Source organism: Micromonospora sp. LHW51205 (genome assembly GCF_003315815.1).
Classification (GTDB): Bacteria; Actinomycetota; Actinomycetes; order Mycobacteriales; family Micromonosporaceae; genus Micromonospora; species Micromonospora chalcea.
On record NZ_QMEZ01000001.1, the window covers coordinates 1,639,523 to 1,652,164 of the forward strand.

At 71.9% G+C, this 12,642-nt stretch carries 14 protein-coding genes and 1 tRNA gene; 6 read left to right on the forward strand and 9 right to left on the reverse strand.

The window, feature by feature from the left end; genetic code table 11:
- Position 1 precedes the first annotated feature (1 nt).
- From DQE82_RS07800 to DQE82_RS07820, 5 genes are read right to left on the reverse strand one after another with little or no spacing between them, the layout of a single operon-like run.
- Positions 2 to 1,510, reverse strand: coding sequence for a penicillin-binding protein 2 (locus tag DQE82_RS07800; RefSeq protein ID WP_043327621.1), 1,509 nt, complete (start codon positions 1,508 to 1,510; stop codon positions 2 to 4).
- The gene (locus tag DQE82_RS07805; RefSeq protein ID WP_043327622.1) at positions 1,507 to 2,997 is read right to left on the reverse strand and encodes an FtsW/RodA/SpoVE family cell cycle protein; all 1,491 of its coding nucleotides are present in this window, start codon (positions 2,995 to 2,997) and stop codon (positions 1,507 to 1,509) included. The genes DQE82_RS07800 and DQE82_RS07805 overlap by 4 nt, the downstream gene beginning before the upstream one ends.
- 28 nt (positions 2,998 to 3,025) lie before the next feature.
- Positions 3,026 to 4,471: a PP2C family serine/threonine-protein phosphatase gene (locus DQE82_RS07810; protein WP_043327623.1), complete on the reverse strand. Its 1,446-nt coding sequence runs from the start codon at positions 4,469 to 4,471 to the stop codon at positions 3,026 to 3,028.
- A complete protein-coding gene (locus DQE82_RS07815; protein ID WP_030500489.1) occupies positions 4,468 to 4,953 on the reverse strand; it encodes an FHA domain-containing protein in 486 nt (161 codons plus the stop codon). Before DQE82_RS07815 ends, DQE82_RS07810 begins: the two co-directional genes overlap by 4 nt.
- Before the next feature lie 6 nt (positions 4,954 to 4,959).
- Entirely contained in the window at positions 4,960 to 5,748 is a 789-nt protein-coding gene (locus DQE82_RS07820) for a DUF3662 and FHA domain-containing protein (protein ID WP_026267912.1), read from the reverse strand.
- 209 nt (positions 5,749 to 5,957) lie between these two features.
- Between DQE82_RS07820 and DQE82_RS07825 the strand changes: the two genes are divergently transcribed.
- The 4 genes from DQE82_RS07825 (at position 5,958) to DQE82_RS07840 (ending at position 8,723) form a co-directional block, all read left to right on the forward strand.
- Positions 5,958 to 6,043, forward strand: a tRNA-Leu gene (locus DQE82_RS07825).
- 71 nt (positions 6,044 to 6,114) lie between these two features.
- Positions 6,115 to 7,224 (forward strand): NAD-dependent epimerase/dehydratase family protein, encoded by a 1,110-nt coding sequence (locus DQE82_RS07830; protein WP_051611303.1) that lies wholly within the window; start codon positions 6,115 to 6,117, stop codon positions 7,222 to 7,224.
- Positions 7,221 to 8,027: a WecB/TagA/CpsF family glycosyltransferase gene (locus DQE82_RS07835; protein ID WP_069088773.1), complete on the forward strand. Its 807-nt coding sequence runs from the start codon at positions 7,221 to 7,223 to the stop codon at positions 8,025 to 8,027. Before DQE82_RS07830 ends, DQE82_RS07835 begins: the two co-directional genes overlap by 4 nt.
- Before the next feature lie 93 nt (positions 8,028 to 8,120).
- Complete coding sequence (locus DQE82_RS07840) at positions 8,121 to 8,723, forward strand: hypothetical protein (protein ID WP_043327625.1); 603 nt, start codon at positions 8,121 to 8,123, stop codon at positions 8,721 to 8,723.
- On the opposite strand, the gene DQE82_RS07845 is transcribed toward DQE82_RS07840, so the two are convergent.
- The 3 genes from DQE82_RS07845 to DQE82_RS07855 all read right to left on the reverse strand — a co-directional run bounded on the left by DQE82_RS07845 (position 8,691) and on the right by DQE82_RS07855 (position 10,298).
- Positions 8,691 to 9,089: a hypothetical protein gene (locus DQE82_RS07845; protein WP_043327626.1), complete on the reverse strand. Its 399-nt coding sequence runs from the start codon at positions 9,087 to 9,089 to the stop codon at positions 8,691 to 8,693. The two genes, DQE82_RS07840 and DQE82_RS07845, sit on opposite strands and share 33 nt — an antisense overlap.
- A gap of 136 nt (positions 9,090 to 9,225) precedes the next feature.
- Entirely contained in the window at positions 9,226 to 9,447 is a 222-nt protein-coding gene (locus tag DQE82_RS07850; RefSeq protein WP_043327627.1) for a DUF397 domain-containing protein, read from the reverse strand.
- Positions 9,417 to 10,298, reverse strand: a complete 882-nt coding sequence (locus DQE82_RS07855) for a helix-turn-helix transcriptional regulator (RefSeq protein WP_043327628.1) — start codon at positions 10,296 to 10,298, stop codon at positions 9,417 to 9,419. The genes DQE82_RS07850 and DQE82_RS07855 overlap by 31 nt, the downstream gene beginning before the upstream one ends.
- Before the next feature lie 610 nt (positions 10,299 to 10,908).
- On the opposite strand from DQE82_RS07855, the gene DQE82_RS07860 reads away from it, so the two are divergent.
- Together DQE82_RS07860 and DQE82_RS07865 are read left to right on the forward strand one after the other, a co-directional pair.
- Positions 10,909 to 11,196 (forward strand): hypothetical protein, encoded by a 288-nt coding sequence (locus DQE82_RS07860; protein ID WP_030500482.1) that lies wholly within the window; start codon positions 10,909 to 10,911, stop codon positions 11,194 to 11,196.
- Between the two features lie 97 nt (positions 11,197 to 11,293).
- Complete coding sequence (locus DQE82_RS07865; RefSeq protein WP_104112595.1) at positions 11,294 to 11,746, forward strand: hypothetical protein; 453 nt, start codon at positions 11,294 to 11,296, stop codon at positions 11,744 to 11,746.
- Between the two features lie 24 nt (positions 11,747 to 11,770).
- Here the strand turns inward: DQE82_RS07865 and DQE82_RS07870 are convergent, their stop codons facing one another.
- Positions 11,771 to 12,616, reverse strand: coding sequence for a PASTA domain-containing protein (locus tag DQE82_RS07870; protein WP_082931106.1), 846 nt, complete (start codon positions 12,614 to 12,616; stop codon positions 11,771 to 11,773).
- Between the last annotated feature and the right edge of the window lie 26 nt (positions 12,617 to 12,642).

Sequence of the window (12,642 nt, forward strand, 5' to 3'; positions counted from 1 at the left end):
GTCAGCGCCTCCCGGAGTCCGCGATGGCCGCCGCCATGATCCGGCCGGCGATGCGGGCCGCCTCGGCGCTGCCGCCGTTGCCCGCCTGCTCCAGCTCGACGCAGACGGCGGACAGCGGCGTGCCGTCCTTGTCCAGGGCGAAGCCGATGAACCAGCCGTGGTCCGGGGTGTTCGGGCCGGACTGCGCGGTACCGGTCTTGCCGCCGACCAGGTAGCCGTCGATGGCGGCCCGGCGGCCGGTGCCCTCCTTCACCACGTTCTGCATCATGTCGCGCAGGTCGGCGGCGACCTGGCCGCTGATCGGGCGGCGCAGCTCGCGCGGCTGGGCGGGGTCGTAGACGGTGGTGCGGTCCGGCCCGAGCAACTGCTTGACCAGGTACGGACGCATCTGCTTGCCGTCCTTGTTGGCCACCGCGGCAGCGATCAGCGCGCCCTGCAGCGGCGTCATCCGCACGTTGTTCTGGCCGATCGACGACTGGGCGAGCGCGGCCGGGTCGGTGCTGCCGTCCGGGTTCTGCATGTCGCCGGTGCGGCTGGCCGCCACCGGCAGGCCACCCTCGCCGAGCTGGCCGACGGTGAGGTCGTCCTGCTCGAAGCCGAACTGCTTGGCCTTCTCCTTCACCTTGTCCGCGCCGAGCCGTACGCCGAGCTGGGCGAAGCCGGTGTTGCAGGACTCGGTGACCGCCTCGCGCAGCGTCACCTGCGACTCGGGGCAGATCGACGGCGCGGCGTTGCGGATCGGCTGCCCGGCGCCGGGCGCGGTGTAGCTGGAGCCGGCGGGGATGCGGGTCTGCTGGCCGACGCCGTTCTCCAGCGCGGCAGCCGCCATGATGATCTTGAAGGTGGAGCCGGGCGGCAGCGTCTCGGACAGCGCCCGGTTCGCCAGCGGCCGATCCTTGTCCTTCTCCAGCGTGTTGTACGCCCGGTCCGCCTCGGTGCTGTTGTGGCTGGCCAGCGGGTTCGGGTCGAAGCTCGGCATGGAGACCAGCGCCTGCACCGCGCCGGTACGCGGGTCGATCGCGATCGCCGCGCCCTTCGTCGCGCCCACCTGGTTGTCGTTCAGCTGCTTGTACGCCGTCTCCTGGGCCCGCTTCGACAGCGTCAGCACCACGTTCCCGCCACCGGTCTCGTCACCGGTGAACATGTCCTTGATCCGGTTGGCGATCAGCGCGTCGCTGGTGCCGGCGAGGAAGTCGTTCTCCACCCGCTCGATACCGCTCGCGCTGCCGTTTACCGGCTTCCAGCCGAGCACGTGCGCGTACATCTCGCCGCCCGGGTAGGTGCGCTGGTACTTCAGCTCACCGCCGGTCTCCTTGCTGAGCGCGTACGCGGTGCCGCCGACCTCGATGTTGCCGCGCTTGCGGTCGTACTCGGCGACCTGGACCCGGCCGTTGTAGTCACTGTTGCGGTATTCGTCGGCCTTGTAGGCCTGGATCCAGTTCAGGTTCGCGAAGAGGAGCCCGAACAGGACCATCACGACCACGCCGACGCGGCGCAGAGGGGCGTTCACGGTCGGATCACCTCCGTCGGGGCGCCGTGCAACTGCTCGGGTGGACCACCGGACGGCCGGGCCGCCGGGCCGCCACCACCGGTCACCGGTCGGCGGGCACCGTCGGAGACGCGCAACAGCACCGCGATCAGCAGCCAGTTCGCCATCAGCGAGGAGCCACCGGCGGACAGGAACGGGGTGGTCTGGCCGGTCAGCGGGATGAGCTTGCTGATGCCGCCGACGATGACGAAGACCTGCAGGCCCAGCGTGAACGCCAGGCCACCGGCGAGCAGCTTGCCGAACGAGTCCCGCACCGCCAGCGCGGCGCGCAGACCCCGCTCCACGATCAGCAGGTAGATCACCAGCAGCGCGGAGAGACCGAACAGGCCGATCTCCTCACCGATGCCGGCGAAGATGAAGTCGGTCTGCACCTCGGGCAGCAGCGTCGGCTGGCCGCCACCCGGACCGGCCCCGAACAGACCGCCGGTGCCGAGCGTGAGCAGGCCCTGCACCAACTGGTAACCCCGGTCGTACGGCTCGGCGAACGGGTCGAGCCAGATCTGCGCCCGGTCGTAGAAGTTCGCGAACGGGCCGCCCACGGTGCTGCCCAGCACGTACGCCAGATAGGCGCCGCCGAAGAACAGGATCAGACCGATGAGCAGCCAGCTCACCCGCTCGGTGGCGATGTAGAGCGTCACCACGAACATGCCGAAGTAGAGCAGCGAGGTGCCCAGGTCCTTCTCGAAGATCAGGACCAGGAGGCTGACCAGCCACACCACCAGCACCGGGCCGAGGTCGCGCCCACGCGGGAAGTCGATGCCGAGCACCCGCCGGCTGGCGAGCGAGAGCACCTCACGCTTGCGCACCAGGTAGTAGGCGAAGAACGTGAGCAGGGCCAGCTTGGCGAACTCGCCCGGCTGGATGGAGAACCCGCCGAACTTGATCCACAGCTTGGCGCCGTTGATCTCGGAGAAGCGGCTGGGCAGCACCGCCGGGATCATCACCAGCACGATGCCGGCGAGGCCCAGCGTGTACGCGTACCGGGACAGCGACCGGTGGTCGCGCAGGATCGCCAGCAGCCCGGCGGCAAGCACCACGGCGGCCAGCGTCCAGGCGAGCTGCCGGCCACCGGTGCCGGCGAAGATGGCCAGGTCCTCCCGCTCCGCGGGCGCGGCCTTGGCCAGGTCGTACCGGCGCAGGAAGCCCACGCCGATGCCGTTGAGCAGGGCCACCGCCGGCAGCAGCGCCGGATCGGCGTACGGCGCCAGCCAGCGGATCACCAGGTGCAGGCCGAGGAAGACCAGCCCCAGCGCGGCGGCCGGGATCCAGAAGTCGGACGTGATCGTGTCCAGCGCCTTCGCCTCGACCATCGCCGCGTACGCCGCCACGAGCACCATGGCGAGCAGGAGCAGGGACAGCTCGGCGTTACGCCGGGACCGGGCCAGGCGTACGCCGGACTGCTCGCCCGTCGAAGCGGGCGAGGCGGCCGGTACGGCGGCTGCGGTCACGGATACGTCCTCGGGATCGAGCCGGCACTCACTGCGGCGACCGGCAACCCGCCGGATCGGCCGGCGGAACGGTGTCGGAGGGAACGGCGTCGGGCGTGGTGGTGAACGTCGGCGTCGGCGCGTCGGGGGTGGGCGTCGACGCGCCCGCGGGCGGCGTGGACGGGAGCGGGCTGCCGCTCGGCGGGGGCAGCGGGTCGGTGGTGGCCACCGGCGTCGGACTGGTCACACCGGGCGTCGGGTCGGGCGGGCAGAGCGGCTTGAGGTTCGGGTTGCCCGGGTCGTCGCTGGTCAGCTCCGCCAGCCGGCGCTCGGCGTCCGGCTCGTTGCGGGCCTGGATGCCCTGCTTCACCCGCTCCTGGGCGGCCAGCGTCAGGTCGTCGAGCCGGGCGTTACTGCGCTCGTGCACGTTCGACAGGTCCAGCCCGGCGACCTGGCCGGGCACGCCGCGGAAGACCGCGAGCTGGCCGTCGTCGGTGGCGCCGACGTAGTACTGCCGCTGGGTGTACGTCCAGCCGCCGAACACGCCGCCGCCGACGATGACCGCGAGCGCCAGCACCATCGCGACGGTGCGCAGCGGTCGGCGGCGCCGGCCGTCGGGCTCGTCGTCGCGGTTGTCCGCCGGCTCCTCGGGGACGGGTGGCCGGGGCGCGGACAGCGCCGAGGCGCGGGCCGCCGGGGTGGAGTCGTCGGCCGAGGTCGCCATGCCGCGGTCCCGGGCGGCGGCGCCGCCCACGATCGGGGACGCCTCGACGATGTCCTGGTCGGTGGCGTCGGCGATGATCACGGTGATGTTGTCCGGGCCGCCGCCGCGCAGCGCGAGCTGCACCAGGCGTTCCACGCACCGCTGCGGGTCGGGGTACTCCCGCATGGTGTCGGCGATGGTATCCGCGCTGACCACGCCGGAGAGCCCGTCGGAGCAGATCAGGTAGCGGTCGCCGGGCAGCACCTGCCGGACGCTGTACTCCGGGTCGATGTCGCGGCCGTCGAGCGCCCGGGTGAGCAGCGAGCGCTGGGGGTGGCTGCTCGCCTCCTCCGCGCTGATCCGGCCCTCGTCGACGAGCATCTGGACGTACGTGTCGTCCTTGGTGATCTGCGCGAACTCACCGTTGCGCAGGAGATAGGCCCGCGAGTCACCGATGTGGACCATCCCGAGCTTGCTGCCGGAGAAGAGGGTCGCGGTGAGCGTGGTGCCCATCCCCTCCAGCTGCGGGTTGGCGTCCACGGTGTCGCGGAGCTGCTGGTTGGCGGTGCCCACGGCGGAGCGGAGCGCGTCGACCAGGGCGTCACCGGGGACGTCCTCGTCGAGCGGCGCCATGGCACCGATGACGATGTTGCTGGCGACGTCACCGGCGGCCATGCCGCCCATGCCGTCGGCCACGGCGAGCAGCCGCGGTCCGGCGTAGACGGAATCCTGATTGCCGTCTCGGATCAGACCGCGGTCGCTGTGGGCCGCGTAGCGCAGGGTCAGAGTCATGGCCGTAATTCGAGGGAAGTGCGGCCGATCCGGATCGGCACGCCGAGGGGGACGGGGGTTGGTCCGGTGACCTTAGCGCGATCGAGATAGGTGCCGTTAGTCGATCCGAGGTCCTCGACGTACCACTGCCCCTCACGGGGCACCAGCCGGGCGTGTCGCGCCGAGGCGTAGTCGTCGGTGATCACCAGCGTCGAGTCCTCCGCCCGGCCGATGGTGATCTGGGCCTCGCCGAGCGTGATCCGGGTGCCGGCCAGCTGGCCGGCGGTGACCACGAGCTGGTGGGCGGCCCGGCCGCGCTTGGCCTTCGCCGGCTTCCCCGCCTGCCCGGTCGACGCGCCGATCCCCCGCGGCGCGGCCACCAGGCGGCCCGACCGGGCGCCCGCGAACAGGTCCCGGCGGATCACACCGACGACCGTGAACACGAAGATCCACAGCAGGATGAGGAACCCGAACCGGGCGACGGTGATGACGAGCTCCGGCAACGGGGATCAGCCGTCCACGCGGAAGGTCAGCGTCGTGGTGCCGAGCTGGATCATGTCGCCGGGGTTGAGGGCGACCGCCGAGACGCGCTGGCCGTTGACCATCGTGCCGTTCGTGGAGCCCAGGTCGGTCAGCACGACCTGCCCGCCGTCGAAGTCCAGCCGGGCGTGGCGTCGCGAGATGCCGACGTCGGGCAGGCGCAGGTTGGCCTGGTCGCCGCGGCCGATCACGGTCGAGCCCATCTGGAGGGGGTAGGTGCGGCCGTCGCCGGAGACCAGGCGGACGTTGCGGCCACCGCCGTGACCGGGCGGAGGGCCGTAGCCGCCGCCCTGGTCGTACGCCGGGTACGCCGGGCCGGCGTCGTAGCCGCCGGGCGCGGAGACCGGGGCGACGTCCCCGCCGGTGTAGACCTCGGCGGTGACCCGGAACATGCCGGTGTCCAGGCCCTCACCGCGCTCGACCTCGACGATCACGTCGCCGTAGACCGTCCACGCCTGCTCGCCGATGAACTCGGCCTGCGACTGCGCCAGCTCCTGGGCCAGCGCGGCAGCGTACGGCGCCAGCCGACTGTGGTCGTAGGGCGAGAGATCGATCACGTAGCGGTTGGGCACAAGGGTGCGCCCACCGGCCAGGATCGCCTTGTGCGCCTCGGCCTCCCGCTGCATGGCGTTGAGGATCTCCACGGGGTGGACCACCCCTTTGAAGACCTTGGCGAAGGCCCCCTCGACCAGGCCTTCCAGACGCTTCTCGAAGCGTTGCAGCACGCTCACCGGCTCCTCCTCGGGTCCCGAGGCAATGATGGTATCCGGACACCGCCTCCGCAGCTCACACGCCGCTCGGCCGGCTGCCGTCGGCCCGTTCGTGACCAGGCCCGCGGACGTGCTAAAGTTTCGCCCGCCACGAGCGGTGATCGTTCGTGGCGTGGCCAGTGGACAGCGTAATATGTCCCGGCACCCGTCGCAGATGGCGGGCGCGGGATGCGATATGGTGTTCCGGGTCGTGCCACGGGGATGTGGCGGAATGGCAGACGCGCACGGTTCAGGTCCGTGTGTCCGAAAGGACGTGGGGGTTCAACTCCCCCCATCCCCACCAGAACAAGGGCTCCGCACACAGCGGGGCCCTTGCTTCGTATCGGGGCGTTTCGGACGTCACGCTATGCTCCGATGGTTTCCCTGCCTCCCACGGACCAGGAGTGGCGTGTGACTGTCGCGTTGGTGACCGGTTCCGGCGGTCTGATCGGCTCCGAGGCGGCCCGGCACTTCGCCGGACTGGGTCTCGACGTGGTCGGCATCGACAACGACATGCGGCGGTACTTCTTCGGCGAGGACGGCTCGACCGCCTGGAGCCTGGACCGGCTCGCCGCCGACCTCGGCTCCGCGTACACCCACCACGCCGTGGACATCCGCGACCGGGACGGCCTGGAGCAGGTCTTCAAGCGGTACGGCAAGGACATCGCCGTGGTGATCCACAGCGCCGCCCAGCCGAGCCACGACTGGGCCGCCAAGGAGCCGTTCACCGACTTCGACGTGAACGCCGGCGGCACGCTCAACGTGCTGGAGTACACCCGGCGGCACGCGATCGACGCGCCGTTCATCCACTGCTCCACCAACAAGGTGTACGGCGACCGGCCCAACTCGCTGCCGCTGATCGAGCTGGAGACCCGCTACGAGCTGCCCGAGGACCACCGCTGGTACGACGGCATCACCGAGGACATGTCGATCGACGAGTCGCTGCACTCGATCTTCGGCGCCTCGAAGGTCGCCTCGGACGTGATGGTCCAGGAGTACGGCCGCTACTTCGACATGAAGACCGCCTGCTTCCGGGGCGGCACGCTGACCGGCCCGGCGCACTCCGCCGCCGAGCTGCACGGCTTCCTGGCGTACCTGATGCGCTGCGTGATGGAGGGCCGGACGTACAACCTCTTCGGCTACAAGGGGAAGATGGTCCGGGACGCGATCCACTCGCACGACGTGCTCACCGCGTTCGAGGCGTTCTTCCGCGAGCCGCGCTCGGCCCAGGTCTACAACCTCGGCGGCGGCCGGCACTCGAACACCTCGCACATCGAGGCGTTCCGGATCGCCCAGGAGATCACCGGCCGCGAGGCCCGGATCAACTACGTCGAGCAGGCCCGCACCGGCGACCACCAGTGGTACGTCAGCAGCATGGCCCGCTTCGAGGAGCACTACCCGTCCTGGAAGATCACGTACGACGTGCCGATGATCCTCCGCGAGATCTACGAGGCCAACGTCGACAAGTGGGTGCCGAAGGCATGAGCGCCGGGACCAAGCGCAACGTCCTCGGCGTCGGGGTCGACGCGACCGACTACGCCCGGGCCACCGAGGCCGTGGTCTCGGCCGCGCACGAACGCCGCCCGCTGGCGCTCACCGCGCTCGCCGTGCACGGCGTGATGACCGGCGTACTCGACCCGGCGCACAACGCCCGGCTCAACTCGTTCGACGTGGTCACCCCGGACGGTCAGCCGGTGCGCTGGGCGCTCAACCTGCTGCACGGCGCCGGGCTCACCGACCGCGTCTACGGCCCGGAGCTGACCCTGCGGGTGCTCGCCCGGTTCGCCGAGGAGGGGCTGCCGGTCTACCTCTACGGCTCCACCGAGGAGACGCTGTCCCGGCTCGTCCCGGCGCTGGAGCGCAAGTTCCCCGCGCTGAAGATCGCCGGGGTCGAGCCATCCAAGTTCCGCGCCGCCACCCCGGGCGAGGACGCCGAGATCGCCGACCGGATCCGGGCCAGCGGCGCCCGCCTCGTCCTGGTCGGGCTGGGCTGCCCGCGCCAGGAGGTCTTCGCGTACGCCATGCGCCCGCTGCTGGACATGCCGCTGATGGCTGTCGGCGCGGCGTTCGACTACCACGCCGGTCTGCTGCGCAACCCGCCACCGTGGATGCAGCGCGCCGGGCTGGAGTGGTTCTGGCGCCTCGGCCTGGAGCCCAAGCGCCTGTGGCGCCGGTACGTCATCCTCAACCCGGCCTACCTGGCCCGGCTCGCCGCCCAGAAGACCGGGCTGTGGAAGGCCACCCCGCCGGCGCCGGCCACCACCCGACCGGCCACTTTCGACGTCTGACCCGCCCCGACGACCCCTACGGGCCCGGATACGGGACGAACCGGGGTGCCGTCCCGGATTCGGCGAACGTCGAAACGGGCAAGGCTGAGGGGCATGGATGACCGTCTCGCCGTACTGCTTCCCGTCGCCGCCGTCTGGCTGGCCGCCGGACTGGTCGCGGAGGGCCTGCCCGGGCTCGACCGCGCCCGCGCGCTGCGCCGGCGTACCGGATGGTTGTCCGCCCTGGTGCTGACCGGCCTCGCGCTCACCGCGGCGGTCCTCGCCGCGGGCCTGCAGAGCGCCGGCGACACCGCTGTGGACCGGGCCGCCGCCGCGCTCGGCCTCGCGGCGGCGCCGGCGGCCGTGGTGGCGGTCTGCACGGTACGGCGGGTCCGGCGGCTGCGCTCCGGCGCGGGCGCGTTCGCGGCGGCGCCGGGAACGCCCGCCCCGCACGGGCTGCGCGCGGCCGCGGCGCATCCGCTGATCGCGCTGCCGTTGCAGGCGACAGCGCTCGCGGTGCTGGTGGCCGTGCTGCCGGCGCTCGGCGTCGACCTGCTCGCCGCGCCCGGAGTGGCCGGCCCGGTGATCACCGTCGCGGTGCTCGGTGTGTGCGCGATCGGGGTACGCCACGCGCTGCGGCACAACCGGCTCGCCGAGCGGGCCATGCCGGCGGCCGAGCCGGTGTCAGCGCGACCGGCTCGCGCCCTGCACGTATAGCAGCTCCAGGATCGCGCGGGTCGCCTCGAACCAACGGTCCAGCCAGCCGGGCGGAGGGACGCTGCCCTTCGGCGGCAGTTCCATCAGCAGACCGCGCAGCAGCGGATGGTCCACCAGGGACTCCTGCTGCTCGATCGGCCAGCCGCTCGGCGGGAACGACGGCTCGGTGAGCGGGTTGGGGTCCAGCGACGGCAGGGACAGCGGCGTCGCGGCCTGCTCGGGCACGCCACCCTCGCGGGCCTCCTCGCCGTCGCCGGAGACCACCTCGGTGAGGACGGTGTCCCGGCGGGCGCCGCGGTACTTGCCACCGAACCGCTCGGGCTTGCCCGGGCCGCTGGTGAGGTTCTCTGAACCGATCGTCGTCATCCGTCTCGCCTGCCTCGTTCGGTTGCCGATCCGTGCGGTTCAACGAGGCGGATCGAAACTGGCGACGGGTGCGGCGTCCGGACGCGAATGGTCCCGCCCGGCGACGCTGCCGGACGGGACCACGCTGCGGTGCCGGTCAGCTCCGGCCGAACGCGCCGCCCCGGGCGCGGGCGACGAAGGTCTGCCAGTCGTCCGGAGCGAAGATCAGGGCCGGGCCTGTCTTGTCCTTCGAGTCCCGGACCCCGACCGCCCCGGTCACGTACGCGACCTCCACGCAGTTGTCGCAGTTCGGCCCGCTCTTCGAGCTCTTGAACCACGTCGCCTGCGTCAGGTCCACGGGGAACTCCTTGGTCGCCATTTCCACAGTGGCTCCTCTGCCAGTTTCGCGATATGTGCGATGGATTCCTCCGGGCGTATGGCCGCTGCTCGAATGTGATCGAAGATGAAGCTGTACTTCTGCAGTTCGTCGCTCTTCTCCAGGAAGAGCCCACCCGTGGCGTTCTCCGCGTACACGACATCGGGATCACTCGGCTCGGGGAAGCTGAGGATCGTGAAGGTGCCGTCCATGCCCGCGTGCGCGCCCACCTCGAAGGGCAGGACCTGCACTGTCACGTTCGGCAGTTCAGCCACCTCCACCAGCCGCTTGAGCTGACCACGCATCACCGCGTCGCCGCCAACCGGCCTGCTCAGCACCGCCTCATCGAGCACCACCCACAGATCGACCGGATCGTCCTGCGTCAACAACGACTGACGGCCCAATCGGACACGCACCCGTTGGTCTACTTGTTCGGCGGTGAAGTCCGGCCGGGCCGCCCGGATCATCGCGCCGGCGTACTCCTCGGTCTCCAGCAGCCCCGGCACGACCTGCTGCTCGTACGCCCGGATGGAGCTGGCCGCGGCCTCCAGGCCGACGTACGCCCCGACCAGCACCGTGCTGTACGGATGCCACCAGCCCTTCTGCCGGGCCTCACGGGCGATCTGCACCAGCTCGTCGCTCTCCGCGCCGACGACTCCGTAGATACGGAGCATGTCGCGCACGTCGCGCGGCGTGGCGGTGGTGTGGCCGGTCTCGATCCGGGAGACCTTCGACGCCGAGCACTCCAACTGCTCGGCCACCGCTTCTATGGTGATGCCCGCGGCCTCGCGCTGCCGGCGGAGTTCCGCCCCCAGCCGGCGCCGCCGGATGGTGGGGCTGCGCCGTTCGGTCACGGCATCTCCTCGGCTCGCGACTGCGTCACAGTCACCCGGCTACCTCCGGTCGGTCGCGCCCCGATTCCGCACCCACCGCGGGCGCGACCGGCGGGCGGCGGGCGAGCGTTCGCGGCAGGGGTGGTGCCGGTCGTCGACCGGCCGCGACGGGCGAAACCGGCGTCCAGTGTGACGCCCCGATACCTGACGCTTCAAGTTTCCCGTTCACGTGTCCTCCTCACCTATCCGCAAAACACGACGTGCAACTTGCATGTCGCACGTCGCTGTAGCACTCTGTCCGTATGGCACGGGTTACTCACCGTCTTCGAACGATCTCCGGGCGTGGTGACACCGCAGTCCGTGGGACGGCCGGAGGGGAGCCGTCCCGCGCCGTGCGACCTGCCCCGGAATGAAGACCCCGTCGCTGCAAGCCAGCTTGGCTGCGGCGGCGGGAGCGGTAACCGGGAGCAGCCGGGTGATGGTCGGGTGGCGGTCCGCCACCGCGGGTACGGCCCGACCAGCACCGCCAAACGACCGCCGGTCCACGAGGCAGACCCCCGTCACCGGACCGCACCGACCTCGTTCAGCCTCGCCGGTCCCGACGACCGGCCGACCCTCCCCAGGAGCCCATGTGCTTCCCCGCTCCGGTGACGTACTGCACGTGACGCGCGCGGCGAGTGTCCAGTTCTTCCGACCGATCATGTTCCGGGTGATCCGGATTCTCGACTGGCCGACCTACGACGGTTGGCTCTGGCTCGACGGCTACGAGTTGAACGCGGCGGGGGACGCGGTCAACCGGCGGTCGATCTTCGTACTCGAAGAGGGGTTGCAGCAGGTCCACGCTGCGCCGGTTCCCCGGCAGCACACCGTCCGGACGGCCCGCCGCCCGGTGGTCCGGACTCCGGTCCGGGTGGGCTGACCTCACGATTCCCGGTCGGGAGGGCGTGCCGACGCCATAGAATCGGTACGCCCACCCCGGCATGTTCCACCCGCGCGCCACGGACCCTGAACCTGGGATGGTCATGGTCAATCTGCCCGCCGCGCGGCGGCACCACCGGTCCCGTGTCGGCTATGCCCTCGGGCTGTTCGCCTTCCTCGTCGTGGCCACCGCGCTCGCGCTCGTGGTGCGGCACCCCGCCTTCTCCGCCACCCAGCAGCTCGCCGAGCCGGTACCGGCCCCGGAGATCACCGTGGCCGGTGAGGACGGCCGAGCCGCATCCGGCGAGGACGCCCGGGCGGCGGCCGGCGAGGACGACGGCTGGTCTCCCACCGATCCGTCGCAGGACGAGGACGATCCGGAGGCCGACGCGCCGCCCGCGGGCACCGGAGGCGGCGAGGGCACGCTCGCCGAGCGGCCCACCGACCCCACCGACGACCTCAGCCGGTCACTGTTCTACTCCGGCCTGCTCGGGCTCGCCATCTCCCTCGCCGGCCTCGGGCTGGTCGGCGCCCGCCGGCGTCAGTGGTGAACGTTCCGACGCCGGTCGTGGACGTCAGGGCGTGGTGGTGGTCGCCGGGGCGGAACCCGGCGAGCTCGGGCCGGCGGTCGGCGGCGCGGGTACGGCCACCACGATGGTGACCCGGTCGTCCTCACCCACCGGGTAGCCGGCCTCCGGATCGGTCGAGATCACCGTGCCGGCCGGCCGGTCCGACGCCCGCCGCTGCACCCGGTAGTCCACGTCCAGCCGGTCGAGCGCCGCCCGGGCGGCGGCCTCCGGCAGCCCCACAAGCGGCGGCATCGGCACCTCGACCGCCTCGGTCGTGGGTGGCGTGCTCGGCGGGGAACTGCTCGGCGCGGCGCTCGTCGGGGCGGCACTGGTCTGCGCCGAGGTGCTCGGCACCGCCGACGGCACCGTGCCCGGATCCGAATCCCGGTCAGCGGCACGCAGCGCCAGCCACACGCCCGCCCCGATCAAGCCCAGCAGGAGCAGCGCCAGGATGCCCAGCAGGATCGGCATCCACCAGCGGCGTCCGGCCTGCTCGTCGCCGTACCACTCGCCCCCGGGCTCGGGATAGCCGGCCGGTCGCGGCGGCGGCACCCCGGCCCGGCCGGACCAGGCGCCCACCGGCTCCTGCGGTGCGGTGGCGTCCAACGGACGCCGCGACGGCCCGCCGGGCAGCGGACGGGTTGCGTCACCGCCCGCGTCCGGCGGCATCGCCCGGGTCTCGTCGCTCCCGGCGGCATTGCGCGGCATGGCGCGGGTCGCGTCGACGTCCTCTCCGCCCGAGTCGCGCGGCATCGCGCGGGTGGCGTCGGCGTCCTCCCCGGCCGGATGCCGGGGCATGGCGCGGGTCTCGTCCGCGTCACCGGCGGGAGGATCCTGACGGTCGTCGCTCATGGCACGTCCTTTCCCCACCGGGACGG